The 20,982-nt window shown below is 71.3% G+C and carries 16 protein-coding genes; 14 read left to right on the forward strand and 2 right to left on the reverse strand.

All coding sequences use genetic code 11. From position 1 onward, the window contains the following. The first annotated feature begins 24 nt into the window (after window positions 1-24). The 9 genes from ABZ477_RS13395 to ABZ477_RS13435 all read left to right on the forward strand — a co-directional run bounded on the left by ABZ477_RS13395 (window position 25) and on the right by ABZ477_RS13435 (window position 12,407). On the forward strand, window positions 25-1,794 hold the full coding sequence (locus ABZ477_RS13395; protein WP_360133719.1) for an ABC transporter ATP-binding protein: 1,770 nt from the start codon (window positions 25-27) through the stop codon (window positions 1,792-1,794). A gap of 465 nt (window positions 1,795-2,259) precedes the next feature. Further along, a complete protein-coding gene (locus tag ABZ477_RS13400) occupies window positions 2,260-3,411 on the forward strand; it encodes a DUF6807 family protein (RefSeq protein WP_360133722.1) in 1,152 nt (383 codons plus the stop codon). Then, entirely contained in the window at window positions 3,408-4,502 is a 1,095-nt protein-coding gene (locus ABZ477_RS13405) for a Gfo/Idh/MocA family oxidoreductase (RefSeq protein WP_360133725.1), read from the forward strand. The genes ABZ477_RS13400 and ABZ477_RS13405 overlap by 4 nt, the downstream gene beginning before the upstream one ends. 457 nt (window positions 4,503-4,959) lie before the next feature. Continuing rightward, window positions 4,960-6,252, forward strand: a complete 1,293-nt coding sequence (locus tag ABZ477_RS13410; RefSeq protein WP_360133729.1) for an extracellular solute-binding protein — start codon at window positions 4,960-4,962, stop codon at window positions 6,250-6,252. Between the two features lie 67 nt (window positions 6,253-6,319). Continuing rightward, the gene (locus ABZ477_RS13415; protein WP_360133732.1) at window positions 6,320-7,315 is read left to right on the forward strand and encodes a sugar ABC transporter permease; all 996 of its coding nucleotides are present in this window, start codon (window positions 6,320-6,322) and stop codon (window positions 7,313-7,315) included. Beyond that, window positions 7,312-8,232 (forward strand): carbohydrate ABC transporter permease, encoded by a 921-nt coding sequence (locus tag ABZ477_RS13420; RefSeq protein ID WP_360133735.1) that lies wholly within the window; start codon window positions 7,312-7,314, stop codon window positions 8,230-8,232. The genes ABZ477_RS13415 and ABZ477_RS13420 overlap by 4 nt, the downstream gene beginning before the upstream one ends. A gap of 4 nt (window positions 8,233-8,236) precedes the next feature. Continuing rightward, entirely contained in the window at window positions 8,237-8,887 is a 651-nt protein-coding gene (locus tag ABZ477_RS13425) for a hypothetical protein (protein WP_360133738.1), read from the forward strand. Window positions 8,888-8,978: 91 nt separating this feature from the next. After that, window positions 8,979-11,036 (forward strand): beta-galactosidase, encoded by a 2,058-nt coding sequence (locus ABZ477_RS13430; protein WP_360133741.1) that lies wholly within the window; start codon window positions 8,979-8,981, stop codon window positions 11,034-11,036. Window positions 11,037-11,132: 96 nt separating this feature from the next. Then, complete coding sequence (locus tag ABZ477_RS13435; RefSeq protein ID WP_360133947.1) at window positions 11,133-12,407, forward strand: glycoside hydrolase family 27 protein; 1,275 nt, start codon at window positions 11,133-11,135, stop codon at window positions 12,405-12,407. A 123-nt stretch (window positions 12,408-12,530) separates the two neighbouring features. Here the strand turns inward: ABZ477_RS13435 and ABZ477_RS13440 are convergent, their stop codons facing one another. Continuing rightward, entirely contained in the window at window positions 12,531-13,229 is a 699-nt protein-coding gene (locus ABZ477_RS13440; protein WP_360133744.1) for a ThuA domain-containing protein, read from the reverse strand. Window positions 13,230-13,443: 214 nt separating this feature from the next. Between ABZ477_RS13440 and ABZ477_RS13445 the strand changes: the two genes are divergently transcribed. The 5 genes from ABZ477_RS13445 (at window position 13,444) to ABZ477_RS13465 (ending at window position 19,009) form a co-directional block, all read left to right on the forward strand. Beyond that, window positions 13,444-14,571 carry a Gfo/Idh/MocA family oxidoreductase gene (locus ABZ477_RS13445; RefSeq protein ID WP_360133950.1) on the forward strand — a complete coding sequence of 376 codons (1,128 nt, stop codon included), beginning with the start codon at window positions 13,444-13,446 and terminating at the stop codon, window positions 14,569-14,571. A gap of 5 nt (window positions 14,572-14,576) precedes the next feature. After that, a complete protein-coding gene (locus ABZ477_RS13450) occupies window positions 14,577-15,848 on the forward strand; it encodes a dihydrodipicolinate synthase family protein (RefSeq protein WP_360133747.1) in 1,272 nt (423 codons plus the stop codon). Window positions 15,849-15,951: 103 nt separating this feature from the next. Next, the gene (locus ABZ477_RS13455; RefSeq protein WP_360133749.1) at window positions 15,952-16,836 is read left to right on the forward strand and encodes a sugar phosphate isomerase/epimerase family protein; all 885 of its coding nucleotides are present in this window, start codon (window positions 15,952-15,954) and stop codon (window positions 16,834-16,836) included. Further along, window positions 16,836-17,885, forward strand: coding sequence for a LacI family DNA-binding transcriptional regulator (locus ABZ477_RS13460; protein ID WP_360133752.1), 1,050 nt, complete (start codon window positions 16,836-16,838; stop codon window positions 17,883-17,885). The genes ABZ477_RS13455 and ABZ477_RS13460 overlap by 1 nt, the downstream gene beginning before the upstream one ends. Continuing rightward, window positions 17,885-19,009, forward strand: a complete 1,125-nt coding sequence (locus ABZ477_RS13465; protein ID WP_360133755.1) for a glycerate kinase — start codon at window positions 17,885-17,887, stop codon at window positions 19,007-19,009. The genes ABZ477_RS13460 and ABZ477_RS13465 overlap by 1 nt, the downstream gene beginning before the upstream one ends. Window positions 19,010-19,231: 222 nt before the next feature. On the opposite strand, the gene pgm is transcribed toward ABZ477_RS13465, so the two are convergent. Continuing rightward, window positions 19,232-20,875, reverse strand: a complete 1,644-nt coding sequence (gene pgm / locus ABZ477_RS13470; RefSeq protein ID WP_360133758.1) for a phosphoglucomutase (alpha-D-glucose-1,6-bisphosphate-dependent) — start codon at window positions 20,873-20,875, stop codon at window positions 19,232-19,234. Window positions 20,876-20,982 lie beyond the last annotated feature (107 nt).

A 20,982-nucleotide genomic window follows, 5' to 3' on the forward strand; every position in this document is an offset into this window, starting at 1 on the left:
TCGCCGGTCGGTACCATGGCCATCATGACCGAGAAAGCGTTTACCCGCACGACGGAGGCCATCGACGGAGCCCATCCCACGCGCTCGGTCCTGCGCCTCCTGCTGCGCCGCCCGGGGCGGATGACGCTCGCGGTCTTCGCCTTCGCGCTCAAAGAGATTCCGCTCTGGTTCCTCCCCGTCGTCACCGCCGCGATCATCGACATCGTCGCGAGCGGCGGCGAAGTCTCGGCCCTCCTGGGCTGGTTCGCGCTGGCGGTCGTCCTCCTCCTGCAGAACTACCCCAACCACCTGCTGTACACGCGCAGCTTCATGACTGTCGTCCGCGACACCGGCGCCGACCTCCGCAACGCCCTCGCCGCGCGCCTGCAGAGCCTCTCGATCGGCTACCACACACGGGTCAGCTCGTCACTCGTGCAGAGCAAGGTCGTGCGCGACGTCGAGAACGTCGAGCTCATGCTGCAGCAGGTGACGCATCCCCTCCTCTCGTCGCTCATGGTGCTCATCGGCGCGATCACGATGACGGCGATCGCCGTGCCCGCCTTCCTCCCCGTCTACGCGCTCGCCGTCCCGATCGCGATCGGCCTGCGCGCGAGCCTGCGCCGGCGCACCGAGGCGCGCAACGCCGTGTTCCGCCGCGAGATGGAGGGCCTCGCAGCCCGCGTCGGAGAGATGGCGTCCCTCATCCCCGTCACCCGCGCCCACGGCCTCGAGCAGACCGCCGTGACGCGCGTCGCCTCCGGCGCCGACGGCGTCCGCAAGGCGGGCCTGCACCTCGACATGCTCAACGGCCACGTGGCGTCGATCTCGTGGGTCACGATGCAGCTGCTGGGAGTGGGATGCCTCGTCCTCGCGGCCGTCTTCTCGCTCACCGGGTTCCTGCCGATCACGCCCGGTGAAGTCGTCCTCCTCTCGACCTACTTCGCCCTGCTGACCCAGGGGCTCACCCAGCTGCTCATGCTCATCCCGGTCGGCGCGCGCGGCATCGAGTCCGTCCGCTCGATCGCGGAAGTCCTGCAGGAGCCCGACCTCGAGCAGAACGAGGGCAAGCGTCGAGTCGATCGCGTCGAGGGGCGCATCTCGCTCGATCGGGTGAGACACCGGTATCCGGATGCCGCGACCGACGCCCTCCACGACATCGAGCTGGACATCGCACCGGGCGAGACCGTCGCCTTCGTGGGCTCTTCAGGATCGGGCAAGTCGACGCTCCTCAACCTCGTCCTCGGGTTCGTGCGCCCGACGGGTGGACGCATTCTCCTCGACGGTTCCGACATGCAGGAGCTCGATCTGCGGACGGTGCGCCGATCGGTCTCGGTCGTGCCGCAGGAGTCGATGCTCTTCGAAGGCACGATCCGCGACAACGTCACGTATGGGCTCCCGCACGCCCCCGACGACGTCGTGACCGAGGCCCTGCGCGCCGCGAACGCCCTCGAATTCGTCCGCGCGCAGACCCAGGGCTGGGACACCGTCGTCGGCGAGCGCGGCGCGCGCCTCTCGGGCGGGCAGCGGCAGCGGCTCGCGATCGCCCGCGCACTCGTGCGCAACCCGCGCATCCTGCTGCTCGACGAGGCGACGAGCGCCCTCGACCCCGAGTCGGAGGAGCTCGTGAAGGAGGCCCTCGGCCGCCTCATGGCCGGCCGCACGACGCTCGTCGTCGCCCACCGGCTGTCGACGATCCGCGAGGCCGACCGCATCGTCGTGCTCGAGCACGGCCGGATCGTCGAGCACGGCTCGCACGATGAGCTGCTGGAGCGCAACGGCCGTTACGCGCGCCTGCACGTCACCCAGGTCGGCTGAACCCCGCGTCCGCGGAGTTCGACGGTGCCGAGAATGCGCGAATGACGGATGCTGCCGCCCAAGCACGGTCGTCCGTGCATTCTCGCGAGCAACGACGTGCCGCGCGCGCACCGGACTCGGGCGGCTGAACTCAGCGGGAGTTCGACGGTGTCGAGAATGCGCGAATGACGGATGCTGCCGCCCAAGCGCGGTCGTTCGTGCATTCTCGCGAGCAACGACGTGCCGCGCGGGCCCGCACCGGACTCGGGCGGCTGAACTCAGCGGGGGCTTGAGGGCGTCGAGAATGCGCGAATGACGGATGCTGCCGCCCAAGCACGGTCGTCCGTGCATTCTCGCGAGCAACGACGTGCCGCGCAGGCCGCGAAGCGGCCCGGTGCCCCGCCCAGCCTTTCCACTCCGCCGGTGGGATAGCGCTTTCCCATCGGGACGCCTACAGTGAAGGGGAACATCACGGGGAGGTCGTGCATGCACTTCGAGGTCGGCGAGTCCGGGCGGCTCTTGCTGCGCGACGGGGACAGCACCCTCGCGGAGTACATCTACGCCCCGTCCGACGCGACCGTCGAGTCGCCGCGTCCCTACTTCCTCCTGCGCACGCGCCAGGGCGTCGAGGTGACGGCCTACCGCCCCGACGACCACGTGTGGCACAAGGGCCTGTCGCTCGCGCTTCCGAACGTCGGCCCGCACAACTTCTGGGGCGGACCGACCTACGTCCGCGACCAGGGCTACGTGCAGCTCCCGAACAACGGATCCCAGGTGCACACCGCCTTCGTCGCCTCGGATACGCCGATCGCGGATGCCGCGGCCGGCCTCGCCCGCGTCGACGAGATCCTCGACTGGCGCAGCCAGGACGGCGACCCCGTGCTGACCGAGCAGCGCATCCTCACGGCCCGCGCCGTCGGGGATGACGCGTGGGCCCTCACCTGGCGGAGCGCGCTCGTCAATGTCTCACCCGACCCGCTCGCGTTCGGCTCGCCCACCTCGAAGGGGCGCGAGAACGCCGGCTACGCGGGCATCTTCTGGCGCGGAGCCTCGGGCTGGACAGGCGGGGCGATCCTCGGCCCCGGCGGCGACGCGGGTGACGCCGCGTGCGGTGAGCCGGGCCCGTGGCTGGCCTTCGTCGCTCCCGACAGCTCTGCGGGGGTTCTGGCCCTCGCGGCCACGCCCGCGGACAGTCCCTGGTTCGCCCGCAGCGCCGAGTACGCCGGGCTGAGCCCCGCGCCCTTCTTCACGGACGAGACCGTCGTCGAGCCCGGCGGCACGGTTGTGCTGTCGGCCGCCTTCATCATCGGGGGAGCGGATGTCGCGTCCCTCGCCGCAACGGTCGGTGCCAACCTCGTCGCCGAGCTGCGCGCCGTCCCGGATGCCGAGCCGACGCCGGCCACCACGGCTCCGGATGCCGAGCCCCGAGGAGCCGAGACGGATCGGGATGCCGAGCTCGAAGGGGCCGCGCCGGTTCCGGATGCCGAGCTCCGCGGAACCGAGACGCACAGGGGGGCCGAGCCGCCCGTCGCCGACCCCGATCCGGATGCCGCGTTCCACCCTGATCGGGCGGACACCGACCCTGCACCCGCCGCGGAAGACTCCGCGCCCGCCGACCACCCCGAGGAGTCCGCATGACCCGCACCCTCCGCTGCGCGATCGTCGGCACCGGCGCGATCGCCGCCGCGCACGCGCGCGGCATCGCGGCCCACCCGTCAGCCGAGCTCGTCGCGGTCACGGACCTGTCCCGCGACCGCGCCGACGCCTTCGCCGCCGAAGTGGGCGGCGCCGCCGTCTACGACACGCTCGAGGAGCTGCTCGAGGCGCAGCATCCCGATGTCGTCCACGTCTGCACACCGCCCGTCGCGCACCGCGACCAGACGCTCGCCGCGTTCGCGGCGGGCGCCCACGTCGTCGTCGAGAAGCCTCCGGCGCCGTCGCTCGTCGAGCTCGACGAGATGCGGGCCGCGGCGGCGGCCGCAGGCCGGCAGCTCGCCGTCGTCTTCCAGCAGCGGACCGGTACGGCGGCAGCCCACGTCCGGAGCCTCCTGCAGGACGGCCGTCTCGGACGCCCGCTCCTGGCCGTGTGCGAGACGCTCTGGTATCGGGATCAGGCGTACTTCGACGTCCCGTGGCGCGGCAAGTGGGAGACCGAGGGCGGTGGAACGACGCTGGGTCACGGCATCCATCAGCTCGACCTGCTCGCGTTCCTCCTGGGCGACTGGGCGAGCGTGCAGGGCCGGCTCTGGCGCCTCGACCGCGAGACGCAGACCGAGGATGCCTCGACCGCGACGATCGTCTTCGCCGACGGCGTCGTGGCTCAGGTGGTGACGAGTGCGGTGTCTCCGCGCGAGACGAGCTCGATCCGCATCGACACGCAGAAGGCGACGGTGACGGTCGACCACCTCTACGGCCACGGGCACGAGAACTGGCGGATCACGCCTGCGCCCGGTTTCGAGGGGGAGGCCGAGGACTGGGCCCTGCCCGAGCACGAGGAGCGCAGCGACCACGCCCCGCTGCTGCGCGACGTCTTCGACGCGCTCCTGACTGATGCGCCGCTGCCGCCGACGGCCGACGAGCCCGCGCGCTCGTTCGAGCTCGTCGCCGCGATCTACGCCTCCGCCGCCGCCGACGGGGCCGCAATCACGACCGCCGACCTCGCCTCGCACCCGACGCACCGCGCGGGCTTCGCGAGTCCGGTCTTCGACCAGCGCCCCATCCCGGACTGACCCCTCGCGCGCCACAACGTCGCAGAAACCGCAACGCCGGATGCCGGCATCCGTCCTGGTCTGACATTGCGGCGATCTGCGACGTTGTGGCGCGGCGCTGCACCCCGGGGCGCGTCGCGCGGGCCTCGACTCGCCCGCCACAACGTCGCAGAAAACCGCAACGCCGGATGCCGGCATCCGTTCTGGTCCGACATTGCGGCGATCTGCGACGTTGTGGCGCGGGTGGCCGGGCGGCGCCGCCCGACCCGCCGCCCCACTTGGGCCGAGCCGCCGAGATTGAATCGTGTCATCGCCGCCAACAAGTCCTTGTGAAACGTTTTTCAGCGTGCTACCGTTCTGGCAAGCGCTTTCCCGAAGCCCCCAACCAGCACCAAGGGAACTGCCGCCACCACCGCAACACGGACAACGAACGTCCCGAGGAAGCACGATGGACAGGGACGTTCAAGAGAGGACAAGGATGTTCAGCAAGAAGCGGGCAATCGCCGGCGTCGCACTCGCGACGGGCGCCGCCCTCGCGCTCGCGGGATGCGCGGGTGGAGGCAACGCCACCGACGCCACGTACGACCCGGACGAGGAGGTCACCCTCGACCTCGCGTTCTGGGGCAACGACGTTCGCGCCGACCTCTACAACCAGGTCATCGAGGCGTTCAACGAGGAATACCCCAACATCACGGTCAACACGAGCTTCCTCGCCTTCCCCGAGTTCTGGGAGAAGCGCCAGACGGAGGCGGCCGGCGGCGGTCTTCCCGACGTCATGCAGTTCGACTACTCCTACCTCCGCCAGTACTCCGAGAACGGGCTGCTGCTCGACCTCGCCCCCTACCTCGGCGACGTCATCGAGACCGAGCCCCTCCCCGAGAACATCCTCAGCATCGGCGTCGTGAACGACACGACGTACGCGATCCCGACCTCGACCAACGCATGGGGCCTCTTCACGAACCCCAAGCTCCTCGAGGGGGCCGGCGTCGACGACTTCGCGGGTGGGTCGTGGGAGGACTACACCGACTGGATGGCCGAGGTCACCGACGCCAGCGGCGGCGCCTTCTGGGGCGGCTCGGACTACACCGGGCGCATCCAGAACTTCGAGCTGCAGCTGCGCTCGGAAGGCAAGGACCTCTTCAGCGAGGAGGGCGAGCCCGGCTTCGACGAGGCGCGCCTGGCCGAGTTCTGGGAGTCGGGTGCCCCGATCCGCGACGGCATCGGCGTGCCGCAGCAGCGCGTCGAGGAGCTCGTCCCGCTCGGCCCGTTCGACACGGCCAACACCGCGAGCGAGCTCACGTGGGACAACTTCGGCGCGGGCTACCTCGCGAACCTCGGCGCCGACTACACCGAGCTGAACCTCATCGAGCCTCCCGTGACGGAGGAGGGCGCCAAGGACCTGTACCTCAAGCCCTCGATGCTGCACGCCATCTCGGCCAAGACCGACCACCCCGCGGCCGCGGCCACGCTCGTGAACTTCCTCATCAACTCGCCCGAGTCCGGTGAGATCTTCGGCACCAACCGCGGTCTCCCCGCGTCCGAGACGGCTCTCGCCGCCGCCGAGCTCGACCCGCTGAGCCAGCAGGTCAAGGACTACGAGGCGTCGATCGCCGACCGCCTCGGCGACGCCCCGCCCGTGCCGATCGTCGGCTACGGCACGCTCGAGGAGAAGTTCCGCCAGCTCGGCACCGAGCTGAACTTCGGGACCATCACGGTGGAGGATGCTGTCAGCGAGTTCTTCTCCGAGATGGACGTCGTCCTCAACCAGTAAGTTCTCCGGGGCCCGGGCGCGAACGCCCGGGCCCCGGACACCAATCCGACATATCGGGAGAGTCGACGTGAGCACGACATCGACGAGAGTCATCGTGACCGGCAAGCGGTCCTCAGGACGGTCCCTGTTCCGCACCGGCAGCTACGAGACCGACACGCGCCCGGGCATCCGGGCCCGTCAGCGCCGGGAGACGTGGGCGGGGTACGGGTTCCTGCTGCCGTGGCTGCTCGGGTTCTTCGGGCTCACGCTCATCCCCATGGGCTGGTCGCTGTACCTGTCCTTCACGAAGTACAACATCTTCACCCCGCCGCAGTGGATCGGGCTGGACAACTACATCCGGATGTTCACGGATGACCCGAACTTCATCCAGTCCGCGCAGATCACGCTGATCTACGTCCTGGTCGGAACGCCGGTCACGCTGGCCGCCGCCCTCGGTGTGGCGATGCTGCTGAACTTCCGGGACCGCGGGTCGGGCTTCTTCCGGTCCTCGTTCTACGCTCCGTCGCTCATCGGCGGCTCCGTCTCGGTCGCGATCGTGTGGCGGGCGATGTTCGCCAACGACGGCCCCGTCGACACCAGCCTGTCCTTCTTCGGGATCGACCTGGGGGGCTGGTTCGGCAACCCCGTCCTCGTGCTGCCGATGATGATCCTGCTGCACGTGTGGCAGTTCGGCGCGACGATGGTGATCTTCCTGGCCGGCCTCAAGCAGATCCCGAAGGAGCTGTACGAGGCTGCCGAGATGGACGGCGCCGGCCCCTGGCACCGCTTCCGCGCCGTCACCCTCCCGATGCTCAGCCCGGTGATCTTCTTCAACCTGCTGCTCGGCCTGATCGGCGCGTTCCAGGTGTTCACCTCGGCGTACATCATCTCCGGAGGCACCGGCGGTCCCGCCGGCATGACGAACTTCATCACCCTCTACCTCTACAAGCGAGGCTTCGCCGACGGGCAGATGGGCTACGCAGCCGCGATCGCGTGGGTGCTGCTCCTGGTCGTCGCGGTCATCGCCTTCATCCTCTTCCGCACTCAGCGCAGCTGGGTCCACTACGCCGGAGACAACCGATGAGCACGACATTCGGGCAGCCCGCCATCGAGACCCTCGCCCACAACCTGGACGCCACCCCCGACGCCCCGCGCCGCAAGGTCACGCGCCGCACCTGGCAGACCGTCATCTGGGCGATCGTGCTGATCGCGCTGACCGCCCTGGTGCTGTACCCGCTGGTGTGGCTGTTCTTCTCCACGTTCAAGCCGAACAGCGAGTTCGGGCAGAACCCGGGCCTGATCCCGCAGAACCCCACCCTCGCGAACTACGCGAAGGTGTCGGAGGGGATCGCCGGCGTGCCGATGGCGAAGTTCTTCCTCAACAGCTTCATCATCGCCGCCGGGTCCGTCGTCGGCGTCCTGTTCTCATCGGCACTGGCCGCGTACGCGTTCGCCCGCATCCAGTTCAAGGGACTGGCGATCCTGTTCGCCGCGATGATCGGCACGCTGCTGCTGCCGTTCCACGTCGTGATCATCCCGCAGTACATCCTGTTCAACAATCTCGGCCTGGTGGACACGTTCGTGCCGATCCTGCTGCCGAAGTTCCTGGCCACTGAGGCGTTCTTCGTGTTCCTGCTGGTCCAGTTCATCCGGCAGATGCCCCGCGACATGGACGAGGCGGCCCGCATCGACGGCGCCGGCCACATCCGGATCTTCTGGTCCATCATCCTTCCGCTGATCAAGCCCGCCCTGATCACCTGCGCGATCTTCGCGTTCATCTGGTCGTGGAACGACTTCCTCGGCCCCCTCCTGTACCTCACCAGCCCCGAGAACTACCCCCTCCCGGTCGCCCTCCGCCTGTACAACGACCAGACCAGCGTCAGCGACTACGGTGCGACCGTCACCGCGGGCTTCGTCGCGCTCATCCCCGTCCTGCTCTTCTTCCTCGTCTTCCAGCGCTTCCTGGTCGACGGCGTCGCGACGCAGGGTCTGAAGGGCTAGCGCGATGGACCGCCGACAGCTGCGTGCCGCGCGACGCGAGGACCTGTCGGGCGCGGGCCCCACGCTCGAGGAGCGCCCTCCGGCGCGCTTCCCCGGCATCGCGGGCGGGTTCGCCTTCTTCGGCGAGGTCCTCACGACCGGACTCCTGGTCGCGGCGGCGGGCATCGCGGTCGTGACGCTGCCGGCGGCGCTGGCTGCCGGCATCCGTCACATGCGCCGGTACGTCGCGGCCGAGGGATCGCCCGCCAGGCAGTTCTGGCTCGACTTCCGCAAGGCGATGCCGGGCGGGCTCGTCGTCGGCTCGATCGGGGTCGTCCTGGCGCTCGTCCTCGCCCTCGACATCGACCTCGCGCGCTCGGGCGTCCTGCCCGGCGGCGCACTCGTGGGCGTCGTCGGCTGGGCGGGACTCGTCGCACTGTCGACCTCCGTGCTCTTCGCCGCCGGCGCCTGGACGCCCGACGGCGGCTGGCGAACGGCGGTGCGCGGCATCCCGTCCGCCGCGGCCCGCGACATCCCCGGAACGGTCTACCTCGCCGTCACGGCGTTCTTCGTCGGCCTGTCGACGTGGATGCTGGTCCCGCTCATCATCCCCGCGCTCGGCTGCGCCGCTCTCGCCGTGATCGCGATCCCCGAGCGCCGCCGCCGCGCCCGCTGACCGGGCACCACCCCGCGCACGACCCACCCGCGCACGACGCGGAACCCGCACCACCCTCCTGACCGACTCGACAGATCCGAGGAGCTGCCGCGTGCTGTACGGCGCCGACTACAACCCCGACCAGTGGCCCGAGGAGGTGTGGGACGAGGACGTCCGCCTCATGCAGGAGGCCGGCGTCAACATCGTGAGCCTCGGCATCTTCGCGTGGTCGCGCATCCAGCCCGCCGAGGACGTGTGGGACTTCGAGTGGCTCGACCGCGTCATCGACAAGCTGCACGCGGGCGGCATCCAGGTCAACCTCGCGACCGCGACGGCCTCGCCGCCGCCCTGGCTGAGCAAGACGTACCCCGAGACGCTCCCGGCCGACGAGTCGGGCGCCTCCTACTGGCCGGGCAGCCGCCAGCACTTCGCCCCCTCCTCGCCGACGTACCGGCGCCTGGCGGGCGAGCTCGTCCGGCGCATCGCGGAGCGCTATGCGCAGCATCCCGCCGTCGTCATGTGGCACGTCGGCAACGAGTTCGGCTGCCACCTCTGGGCTGACTACTCGGATGCCGCGCGCGACGCCTACCGCGGCTGGCTGCGCGACCGCTACAGCACGATCGACGCGCTCAACGCCGCGTGGGGCACGAGCTTCTGGTCGCAGCGCTACGGCGACTTCGACGAGATCTTCCCGCCGCGCCTCGCACCGTACAGCCACAACCCGTCGTCGATGCTCGACTTCCGCCGCTTCACGAGCGACATGCTCCTGGAGTGCTACCTCCTCGAGCGCGGCATCCTTCTCGAGGCGGGTGCGACGCAGCCGATCACGACGAACTTCATGGGTCCGTTCAAGCCCGCCGACTACGCCGCCTGGGCGCCGCACATGGACGTCATCGCGGACGACTGCTACCCCGATCCGGCCAATCCGAACCGCGTGCGGGATGCCGCGTTCCAGCGCGACCTCGTGCGCTCGCTCAAGCCCGGCGTGCCGTGGCTCCTGTGGGAGCAGGCGACGGACGCGGTCAACTGGCGTCCCGCGAACGCCGGGAAGAAGCCCGGGGCGCTCATGGCCGAGACGGCGCAGTCGATCGCGCGCGGCGCGGACGGCATCATGTTCTTCCAGTGGCGGCAGTCCCGCGCGGGCAGCGAGAAGTTCCACTCCGCGATGCTCCCGCACGCGGGAACGTCGACGAAGACCTGGGATGCTGTCACCGGCCTCGGCGCACGCCTCGCGGCGCTGCCCGCCCTGCCCCCGCCGGGTCGCGACGCGCAGGTCGCCCTCGTCTTCGACTGGGAGAACTGGTGGGCCGTCGAGGAGCGCGACCACCCCACCCGGGTCGACTACCTCGCGCTGTCGCTCGAGTGGTACGGCGCCCTGCACAAGCGCGGCATCCAGGTCGATATCGTCGCCCCCGAGCGCGTCGACGCGGGCTACGACCTCGCGATCGCCCCCGCACTGTACCTCCTGCGCGACGAGGGCGCCGAGGCGCTGACCCGCTTCGTCGAGGACGGCGGCACGCTCCTCGCAGGGCCGTTCTCCGACATCGTCGACGAGCACGACCAGTTCCGCTCCGGCGGGTTCCTGACGCAGCTCGGACCCCTCCTGGGGCTGCGGTTCGAGGACTTCGGCGCGCTCGCGGGCGCCTCGACGGGCGGCACGGGGGTCGGTGCCCAGACGGCGGGCGGCTCGGTGGGAGCCGCGACCGCGGGTGTGCGCTTCGGCGACCACGACTTCACGGGCGGGCTCGTCGCCGAGTCCGTCCACGCCGATGCGGCGACCGTCGTCGCGACCTTCACCGGCGGCCTCGCGGCAGGCTCGCCCGCCCTCACACGGCACCGCGCGGGCCGCGGCGAGGCCTGGTACGTCGCGACGATGCCCGACCCCGACGGCCTCGACGTCGTCGTCGGCGCCGTCGTGGCAGCATCCGGAGTCCGCCCCGTCGTCGACGGCCTCCCGGCGGACGTCGAGGCCGCGCGCCGCGGCGACCTCGTGACCGTCGTCAACCACAGCGACGAGCCCGTCGAGATCGAGCTCGAAGGGACGGATGCCGAGACCGGCGCGCCGATCGGCCGCCGCGTGCTCGAGCCGCAGGGCGTGCTCTTCGCGCTGTCGCCGGTCGCGGCGCGCTCCGCCGACGACGCGTCCGAGCCCGAGCTCGCCGTAATCTAGGCTCGTCGCGCGGCGCTCCGCCGGCCCCGGGTCCCATCCCTCACCTCCGACACGAAAGGCACGGCATTGGCGCTGCGCAAGACGTCCACCCCGCCCATGGGCTGGAACAGCTGGGACTGCTACGGCACGACCGTGACCGAGGCCGAGGTGCTCGCGAACGCCGAGTTCATGGCCGAGCATCTGCTGCCGCACGGCTGGGACACCATCGTCATCGACGCCGACTGGGCAGACCCGGCGCCGCGGTCGCACGGCTACAACGACGAGGCGCGGCTGCTCATCGACGAGTTCGGGCGTCTGCAGCCCGATCCCGAGCGGTTCCCCAGCGCCGCCGACGGCCGCGGCTTCGCGGGCCTCGCTGAGCGCATCCATGCGCTGGGCCTCAAGCTCGGCGTGCACGTCATGCGCGGCATCCCGCGCGTCGCCGTCGCGGCGGCGACTCCCATCGCCGACAGCGACGAGACGGCGGCCGACATCGCCGACCCCACCAACCGCTGCGAGTGGAACCCGCACTACGTCGGCCTCGACCACACGCGCCCCGGGGCGCAGGCGTACTACGACTCGTGCGTCGCGCAGTTCGCGGAGTGGGGCCTCGACTTCGTCAAGGCCGACGATCTGCTCTGGCCGTACCAGGCGACCGACATCGAGGCGTACAGCCGGGCGGTCCAGCGCGCCGGCCGCGACATCGCCCTGAGCCTCTCGCCGGGGCGCGACCTCTCGGCCGCGCACCTCGAGCACCTCCGCGAGTCCGCGACGATGTGGCGCGTGTGCGATGACGTGTGGGACGACTGGGACCACATCGAGCCGAACTTCGCGCGACTCGCGCGCTGGGCGCCCTTCGCGGGCGAGGCGGGGTGGCCGGATGCCGACATGCTGCCCCTCGGGCGCATCGGCATCCGCGCCGAGCGCGGCGAGCCGCGCCACGACCGGCTGACGCCGGCGGAGCGCAGGTCGCTCCTGACGCTGTGGATCATGGCCCGGTCGCCGCTCATGATCGGGGGAGACCTGCCTTCCAGCGAGCCCGCGACGATCGCGCTGTACACGAACGACGACGTCCTGCGGATCCTGAAGGAGTCGACCGGCAATCGCGAGCTGATGCGCGAGCGCGACCTCGTGGTGTGGGCGGCCGAGAGCGGCGACACGCGCTGGGTCGCCGTGTTCGATCTGTCCGGGCAGGCGCGGGACGAGCCGTTCGACACGCGGTCGCTCGGCGTCGGCCCCGCTCCCGCCGGGCTGGTCGACGTATGGTCGGGCGAGGATGTCGCCGTCGAGGCCGTGCACGTGCAGAGCAACGCCGCGCGCAGCGTGGCGCCGGGCAGCTCCGTGGTCCGGGTGCACCTCGAGCCGCACGGCTGCGTGCTCCTGCGGGCTTAGCCCGCCCCCGGCCCGGGCGGCCCCTACGCCGAACCCACCTCTTCGCGCCGAACCCACCCGCTGTCGTGCAGCGAATCGGGTGGGTTCGCGAAGAACATGTGGGTTCGCGAGCCTGCAGTGAGGTCAGGCCGGGCGCCGCGCAGCCCATGCCGCGGCCTGGCGCAACAGCATCCGGTGGCTCTCGGACTCGAACGACCGCTCGTCGTGACCGAACGCCGACACGACGACCCGCGTCATCCCGTGCTCGCGGACCCACACGAGCGGATGCCGGCGGCCCTCGAGCACGTGCGCTGCGAGCACCTCGACCCCTGGGTCGATGTGCAGGTCGGTGTACAGCTCGTCGAACGCCTCGACGAGGCCGATCCCCGCCGTGACGGCGTGATCGCCGTCGACCGGCACGGCGATGGGGCCGATCGGCGGGTGCCACGACACCTCGGCCTGCCATTCGCCCGCCAGCAGCGCGCGCCAGAGGTCGTGGTCCCGCAGCGTCGAGACCGCGTTGTGCACCGCGAGGATCCCGATGCCCGCATCGACGGCGGCAGTCAGGCCCAGGGTCGACGCCTCCGCGGCGCCGAAGCCCGTCTCGCCGCCGCGCCACGGATCGCCGGCGTTCACGACGAGCAGGTCGACGCCGTCGAGGCGGGTGAGCGCGCCGTCCAGGTCGTCGTCGACAGAGACCTGCCACCCGGCGTCGGCGAGCACCCCGGCGATCGCCTGGGAGGTCTTCAGGAACGGATGCCAGGGGTCGGAGTAGCGGCCGGTTCCGGCGGCGACGACCGCACGCCGGGGTGCGGCATCCGACTCACCACGTGCCTCGCTCATGTCGTCCCCTTCGCCGATCTTCCACATGTCCCGTCGGATGGGAAAGCGCATGCTTGCGTCTCCCTCATACGTGTGTCACTATAGCTACGGGAAAGCGCTTACCAGTTCCGAAAGCCCCCACAGACGCAAGGACGACACCGTGTCAGAGACGACGACCCTCGCTCCGCAGACCGCCGGAGCCTCCCGCCCCCAGGTCCGAGAGATCGGCATCATCATGAACGGCGTCTCGGGCCGTATGGGGTATCGCCAGCACCTCGTGCGCTCGATCCTCGCGATCCGCGATCAGGGCGGCGTCGAGCTGCCCGACGGGACGCGCGTCACGGTGCGCCCGATCCTGGTCGGCCGCAGCGAGCTCAAGCTCGCGGAGCTTGCCGCCAAGCACGACATCGAGGACTACACGACCGATCTCGACGCGGCGCTTGCCGACCCGCGCTGGGAGATCTACGCCGACTTCCTGGTGACGAAGGCGCGCGCGTCGGCGCTGCGCAGGGCGATCGCCGCAGGCAAGGCCATCTACACCGAGAAGCCGACCGCCGAGACGGTCGACGAGGCGCTCGAGCTCGCGAAGCTCGCCGCCGCGGCGGGCGTGAAGGCCGGCGTCGTGCACGACAAGCTCTACCTTCCGGGCCTCCAGAAGCTCAAGCGCCTCATCGACTCCGGCTTCTTCGGACGCATCCTGTCGGTCCGCGGGGAGTTCGGCTACTGGGTCTTCGAGGGCGACTGGCAGCCTGCGCAGCGCCCGTCCTGGAACTACCGCGCCGAGGACGGCGGCGGCATCATCGTCGACATGTTCCCGCACTGGAACTACGTGCTCGAGAACCTGTTCGGCGAGGTCAAGTCGGTCTACGCGCAGGCGTCGACGCACATCCCGACCCGCTGGGACGAGAAGGGCGAGCCCTACACGGCCACCGCCGAGGACGCCGCGTACGGCATCTTCGAGCTCGAGGGCGACGTCGTCGCCCAGATCAACTCGTCCTGGACCGTCCGCGTCAACCGCGACGAGCTCGTCGAGTTCCACGTCGACGGCACGCACGGCTCGGCCGTCGTGGGCCTGTTCGGCGCCAAGATCCAGCACCGCAACGCGACCCCGAAGCCCGTGTGGAACCCCGACCTCGCCGACAGCCACGACTACGACGCCGACTGGGCCGAGGTGCCGACGAACGACGTCTTCCAGAACGGCTTCAAGCAGCAGTGGGAGGAGTTCCTCGTCTCCTACGTCACCGGAACCGAGTACGAGTTCGACCTGCTGTCCGGAGCGCGGGGCGTCCTCCTCGCCGAGGCGGGCCTGCAGTCCAGCCGCGAGGGCCGCAAGATCGAGCTGCCCGCTCTGACCCTGGAGTGATCGGGATGCCGACGACCACCGCGACCGCCACTTTCACGCTCCTCGGCCAGGACGGCACGGTCTCCGCCGCCGAGCTGAACGAGGCCCCCGCCTACGCGAAGCCGACCGCACCGCTGCGCAGCCGCGTCGCCTATGCCGCCGCGCACGTGGTCCCCAAGACGTGGGCCGACAACACGCCGGGGCAGCCCGCCGAGATCGACTGGGACGCGACGCTGGACTTCCGCCGCCACGTCTACTCGTGGGGCCTGGGCGTCGCCGACGCGATGGACACGGCGCAGCGCAACATGGGCCTGGACGCCGCCGCGACGCGCGAGCTCATCGCTCGCTCGGCCCAGGTCGCGCGCGAAGAGGGCGGCTCGGTCGTCGTGGGCGTCAACACCGACCACGTCGAGGCCGAGTCGATCTCGATCCCCGAGATCATCGACGCCTACAAGGAGCAGCTGCACTTCACGGAGGAGCAGGGCGCCGGCCCCGTGCTCATGGCGTCGCGGCACCTCGCCCGTGCGGCCTCGTCGCGCACCGACTATCTCCGTGTCTACGGCGCCGTCCTCCAGTCCGCTACCACGCCTGTCGTGCTGCACTGGCTGGGCACGGCGTTCGACCCGGTGCTCGCCGGATACTTCGGCGCGGATGACTGGACCCAGGCATCCGACGTGCTCCTGCGCGTCATCGCCGAGAACCCCGGCAAGGTCGCGGGCGTCAAGATGAGCCTGCTGGATGCCGCCGCCGAGGTCTCGGTGCGCGAGCGCCTCCCCGAGGGCGTCCGGATGTTCACGGGCGACGACTTCAACTACGTCGGCCTCATCGGCGGTGACAGCCTCCGGTCGTTGAGCGAGGAGCGAAGCGACGAGACGAAACGCGCCGAGTCGACCGACGGCGTTTTGTCTCGCTTCGCTCGCTCAACGACCGAGGATGGCCACTCCGACGCGCTGCTCGGCGCGTTCGCCGCGATCACGCCCGTCGCCTCGGCGGCCATCCAGGCGCTCGACGCGTCCGACCCCGACGCCTACCTGTCGACCCTCGGCCCGACCGAGGAGCTCAGCCGTCAGGTGTTCGCCGCGCCGACGTTCTACTACAAGACAGGCGTCGCGTTCCTGTCCTGGCTCAACGGCCACCAGTCCGCGTTCCAGATGGTGGGCGGCCTGCACTCGGCCCGCAGCCTCCCGCACCTCTCGCGCATCGTCGAGCTCGCCAATGCGGCGCACGCCCTCGAGCAGCCCGAACTCGCCGCCGAGCGCTGGCACGGCCTGCTCCGCCTGAACGGACTCGACGCATGACGTCGCGCCACGGCATCCGCTCGTCACATTCGATGTCCCCGAGTTGGTCACTTCCGGACCCCGCGAGCGGCCGACTTCGGGACATGAACCTCCAGGAGCGCGCATGACGACGCCGGACCCGCGCCTGTCGATCAACCAGGCGACCATCAAGCGCGCGAACCTCGCCGCGGCCCTCCGAGCCACGGCCGACAACGGCGTGCAGGCGATCGGCCTGTGGCGCGAGCCCGTCAACGAGGTGGGGCTCCCGACGGCGGCCTCGATGCTCGCCGACTCGGGCCTGCGCTTCACGACCCACTGCCGAGGCGGCTTCTTCACGCTCGACGAGGGTCGCGCCCGCCGCGCCGCGATCGACGACAACCGTCGCGCGATCGAAGAGACCGCGACGCTCGCCGCCGCGGGAGCCGACGGCTCGACCGCCGTGCTCGTTCTCGTCGCCGGTGGTCTGCCCGAGGGCTCCCGCGACCTCGCGGGCGCGCGCGAGTGCGTGCGCGACGCGCTGGGCGAGCTGGCTCCGGATGCTGCCGCCGCCGGCGTCACGCTGGCCATCGAGCCGCTGCATCCCATGTACGTCTCGGACCGCGCGGTCGTCTCCACCCTCGGCCAGGCGCTCGACCTCGCGGCGGACTTCGACCCCTCGGTCGTCGGCGTGACGATCGACACGTTCCACGTGTTCTGGGACCCGCAGGTGCTCGATCAGATCGCGCGTGCCGGACGCGAGGGGCGCATCGCGACGTACCAGGTGTGCGACTGGAAGACGCCGCTCGCGGCGGACGTCCTGCTCTCCCGCCACTATCCGGGCGACGGTGTGATCGACTTCGCATCCCTCACGCGCGCGGTCCTCGACGCCGGTTACACCGGCGACATCGAGGTCGAGATCTTCAACGAGGATGTGTGGGCCACCGAACCCGGCGAGGCCGTGCGCCGCACGGCGGCCGGCTTCGGCGCGGCCGTGTCGCCGTGGCTTTCGGCGACCATAGACTCGGCGTGATGACCGACACCACCGTCGAGCCGGGACCCTCGCGCGCGCGATCCTCCGCCGCGACGCTGCATGACGTCGCGGCCGCTGCCGGCGTGTCGCTCGCGACCGCGTCGCGCGTGCTCAACGGATCGACGCGCAAGGTCGCCGAGTCGTACCGCGAACGGGTCGAGGCCGCCGCGGCGGAGCTCGGCTACACCGCCAACCTGTCGGCGCAGGCGACGGCGAAGGGCACCTCGGCGATCATCGCGCTGCTCGTGGCCGACATCGCCGACCCCTACTTCGGCCAGCTCGCCTCCGGCGTCGCACGCGGCGCCGACGAGGCGGGCCTCGTCGTCACGATCGCGATCACCGAGCGCGACGCGGCGCGCGAGACGCGTCTCGTCCGGGCGCTGCGCGGCCAGCGTCCGCGCGGCCTCATCCTCGCGGCATCCCGCAGCACCGAGACCTCGGCCCCCGAGCTGCAGCAGGAGCTCGACGCGCTGTCCGCGATGGGCGGCCGCGTCGTCGCGCTCGGCCCCGGCGCGGGCGACGTGCGCGCGGTCCTCATCGACAACCGCGGCGGAGCCCGGGATCTGGGTGCGGCACTCGCCTCACGCGGCTATCGGTCGGCGGTCATCCTCGGCGCCCAGGAGGGCGTCCGCACTTCGGACGACCGCATCGCCGGCTTCACGGAGGGCTTCGGATCGGGCGGCGGCTCGGTCGACCGCATCTATCGCGGCGCCTTCACGCGCGAGGCGGGCGAGCGGATCATGCGGCAGGCGCTCGCGGACGGCATCCCCTCGGGCACCCTCGTCTTCGCGATCAGCGATGTCGTCGCGATCGGCGCCCTCGGCGCCATCCGCGAGAGCGGCCGCGAAGTCGGCGCCGACATCGCGCTCGCCGGATTCGACGACATCCCCACCGGCCGTGACGTCACGCCGGGGCTCACGACGGTCCGCGTGCCCCTCGACGACGTCGGCTATCAATCCCTGCGCGCCGCGATCGACGATTCGTGGACGCAGAGCCCGGACAGCCTGCCGCTCGAAGTGCTCGTGCGCGGCAGCACGCCCGAGCGCTGATGGCGGCCGATCGCGCCACATCGGTGGTCTTCGCGCCCGACAGCTTCAAGGGATCGATCGGCGCTGCGGCCGCGGCATCCGCGCTCGCCGAGGGGTGGGCGTCGGAACGCCCCGACGACACCCTCGTGCTGCGCCCCGTCGCCGACGGGGGAGAGGGCACCCTCGACGCGTTCGCCGCGGCCGTCCCGGATGCGCGTCGCGTGCCGATCGTCGTGACGGGTCCCGACGGACAGGCGACGGATGCCTCGTGGCTGCTGCTGCCCGCGACCCCCGATTCTCCCCAGGGCACCGCGGTCGTCGAGCTCGCGTCGACGTCGGGGATCGAGCTGCTGGGCGACCGCCGCCTGCCGTGGGATGCGGACACGACGGGCTTCGGGCAGGCGATCGCCGCTGCCCTCGACCACGGCGTCTCGCGGCTCGTCCTCGGGATCGGGTCCAGCGCCTCGACCGACGGCGGGACCGGCCTGCTGACCGCCCTCGGCGCGGAGTTCACCGACTGCGACGCGCACGCCATCTCGCGCGGCGCGCACGGCCTCGGCGGAGTCGTCCACGCCGACATCGAGGGCCTCCGGCCGCTGCCGCCGGGCGGCGTCATCGTCCTCAGCGACGTGACCAACCCGCTCCTCGGCCCGAACGGCGCCGCGGCGGTCTTCGGCCCGCAGAAGGGCTTCGGCCAGCGCGGCGTGATCGCCGCCGACACGGGACTCGCGCGTCTCGCCGGGCTGCTGCCGGCCGACTGGCGGACGCCCGGGGCGGGTGCGGCGGGCGGCTCCGGCTTCGCGCTTCTGGCGTGGGGCGCGGCCCTCGTGCCCGGCGCACCCGAGGTCGCCGCACTCGTGGGGCTGAGTGAAGCCCTCGCCGAGGCATCCGCCGTCGTCACTGGCGAGGGCTCGTTCGACGGGCAGTCCGCCGCGGGCAAGGCGCCCGCGCACGTCGCGGCGCTCGCCGCGTCCGCGGGCGTGCCGGTCTCGCTCGCCGCCGGGCGCATCGCTCCGGATGCCGATACCTCTGCCTTCGCCGCGTCCGCGTCGCTCACCGAACTGTCCGGCTCGTCGGCCGAGGCCCTCGCCGATCCCGCGCGCTGGCTCCGCGCCGCCGGCGCCGCCCTCGCCCGCGCCCACTGACGACCCGATCCCTGAGCCGCGTCGAAGGTTCGAACCCCGACCGGCCGTGCGACCGGGTTCAGGAGCCCGAAGGCGCGCGGGAGCGCGGCGCCGTCCCCCTGTCGGGTGCGTCCCGAACTCAATTGCCGAACCCACCCGTTCCTCGCGAACCCACCCGCTGCACCGAGCGGAAAGTGATGGGTTCGTGAAGAAGGGGTGGGTTCGCGAGCGGTGAACGGAGGGTCAGGCCCCGCCGAGGGCCTCCGAGACGACGGCGCGGGCCTCGTCCTGCACCTCGGCGAGGTGCTCAGGGCCGCGGAGGGACTCGGCGTAGAGCTTGTACACGTCCTCCGTGCCGGACGGGCGGGCCGCGAACCACGCGTGCTCGGTCTGCACCTTGAGGCCGCCGATCGCCGCGCCGTTGCCCGGCGCGTGCGAGAGCTTCGCCGTGATCGGCTCGCCCGCGAGCTCCGTCGCCGTGACGGCCTCGGGAGCGAGCTTCGCGAGCGCGGCCTTCTGGGCGGGGGATGCCGGGGCGTCGACGCGCTGGTAGGCGGAGGCCCCGAACTCGGCCTCGAGCTCGGCATACCGCTGCGACGGCGTCTTGCCCGTGGCGGCGAGGATCTCGGACGCGAGGAGGCACAGGAGGATGCCGTCCTTGTCGGTCGTCCACACGGTGCCGTCCTTGCGCAGGAACGACGCCCCCGCCGACTCCTCGCCGCCGAATGCCACCGAGCCGTCCAGCAGGCCGGGGACGAACCACTTGAACCCGACGGGCACCTCGAGCAGCTCGCGGCCGAGCGAGGCGGCGACCTTGTCGATGATCATCGAGGACACGAGGGTCTTGCCGATGGCGGCATCCGTCGGCCATTGGGGGCGGTGCGCATACAGGTAGTCGATCGCGACGGCCAGGTAGTGGTTGGGATTCATGAGCCCCGCGTCGGGCGTCACGATGCCGTGCCGGTCGGCGTCGGCGTCGTTGCCCGTCAGGAGGTCGTACTCGTGCCTCCGCGCGACGAGGGCGGCCATCGCCGAGGGGGACGAGGGATCCATGCGGATCTTCTCGTCCCAGTCGAGCGTCATGAAGCGCCAGGTGGGGTCGACGTCGGGGTTCACGACCGTGAGGTCGAGGCCGTACACCTCGGCGATGAGCGCCCAGTACTCGACGGACGCACCGCCGAGCGGGTCGGCGCCGATGCGGACGCCCGCGTTGCGGATCGCCTCGACGTCGATGATGCTCGCGAGGTCGCGCACGTACCCGTCGCGGAAGTCGTACTGGCCGAGCGCGTCGCCGTCGAGGTCGGCGTAGCGCGTGCGCTTGACGCCGTCGAGCGATTCGCCGATGTAGTAGTTGGCCTTGTCGGCGATCCAGCCCGTCGCATCGGTGTCGGCGGGGCCGCCGTTCGGCGGGTTGTACTTGAAACCGCCGTCGCGCGGCGGGTTGTGCGACGGCGTCACGACGATGCCGTCGGCGCGGCCCGGGTCGTCGAGCGCGCGGCCGCGGTTGTACGTCAGGATCGCATGGCTGAGCGCGGGAGTCGGCACCCACGCGTCGCGCGAGTCGACGCGGACGTCGACGCCGTTCGCGACGAGCACCTCGATCGCGCTGCGCTCGGCGGGCAGCGACAGCCCGTGCGTGTCACGGCCGAGGAAGAGCGGGCCCGAGATCCCCTGCTCGTTGCGGTAGTCGACGATCGCCTGCGTCGTCGCGAGGATGTGGTCCTCGTTGAAGCTCGTGCTGAGCGACGAACCGCGGTGACCGCTCGTGCCGAACGCGACGCGCTGCTCCGGCACGGAGGCGGCCGGCTTGCGGTCGTAGTAGGCGGCGATCAGTTCGTCGATGTCGATGAGGTCGGATGCTTCGGCGGGCTGTCCTGCGCGGCTCATTCCCCCAGTCTGCCCGGTCCGGCCCGCTCTGTCGCGACCTCGCCGTAACGCGGGCCCGACCACGGTCGATTCAGCCTCGAACGGCGCGGGCTTCACGCGGAGGACAG

Origin of the sequence: Microbacterium sp. NPDC019599, assembly GCF_040632175.1 — a bacterium.
Classification (GTDB): Bacteria; Actinomycetota; Actinomycetes; order Actinomycetales; family Microbacteriaceae; genus Microbacterium.

Excerpts from the sequence above, each read along its gene's own strand:
- ABZ477_RS13405 (WP_360133725.1), top strand. The coding sequence starts at position 3,408 with ATGACCCGCACCCTCCGCTGCGCGATCGTCGGCACCGGCGCGATCGCC.
- ABZ477_RS13465 (WP_360133755.1), top strand. The coding sequence starts at position 17,885 with ATGGCGGCCGATCGCGCCACATCGGTGGTCTTCGCGCCCGACAGCTTC.
- ABZ477_RS13425 (WP_360133738.1), top strand. The coding sequence starts at position 8,237 with ATGGACCGCCGACAGCTGCGTGCCGCGCGACGCGAGGACCTGTCGGGC.
- ABZ477_RS13435 (WP_360133947.1), top strand. The coding sequence starts at position 11,133 with ATGGGCTGGAACAGCTGGGACTGCTACGGCACGACCGTGACCGAGGCC.
- ABZ477_RS13440 (WP_360133744.1), bottom strand. The coding sequence starts at position 13,229 with ATGAGCGAGGCACGTGGTGAGTCGGATGCCGCACCCCGGCGTGCGGTC.
- ABZ477_RS13450 (WP_360133747.1), top strand. The coding sequence starts at position 14,577 with ATGCCGACGACCACCGCGACCGCCACTTTCACGCTCCTCGGCCAGGAC.
- ABZ477_RS13400 (WP_360133722.1), top strand. The coding sequence starts at position 2,260 with ATGCACTTCGAGGTCGGCGAGTCCGGGCGGCTCTTGCTGCGCGACGGG.
- ABZ477_RS13420 (WP_360133735.1), top strand. The coding sequence starts at position 7,312 with ATGAGCACGACATTCGGGCAGCCCGCCATCGAGACCCTCGCCCACAAC.
- pgm (WP_360133758.1), bottom strand. The coding sequence starts at position 20,875 with ATGAGCCGCGCAGGACAGCCCGCCGAAGCATCCGACCTCATCGACATC.
- ABZ477_RS13455 (WP_360133749.1), top strand. The coding sequence starts at position 15,952 with ATGACGACGCCGGACCCGCGCCTGTCGATCAACCAGGCGACCATCAAG.
- ABZ477_RS13410 (WP_360133729.1), top strand. The coding sequence starts at position 4,960 with ATGTTCAGCAAGAAGCGGGCAATCGCCGGCGTCGCACTCGCGACGGGC.
- ABZ477_RS13395 (WP_360133719.1), top strand. The coding sequence starts at position 25 with ATGACCGAGAAAGCGTTTACCCGCACGACGGAGGCCATCGACGGAGCC.
- ABZ477_RS13460 (WP_360133752.1), top strand. The coding sequence starts at position 16,836 with ATGACCGACACCACCGTCGAGCCGGGACCCTCGCGCGCGCGATCCTCC.
- ABZ477_RS13445 (WP_360133950.1), top strand. The coding sequence starts at position 13,444 with ATGAACGGCGTCTCGGGCCGTATGGGGTATCGCCAGCACCTCGTGCGC.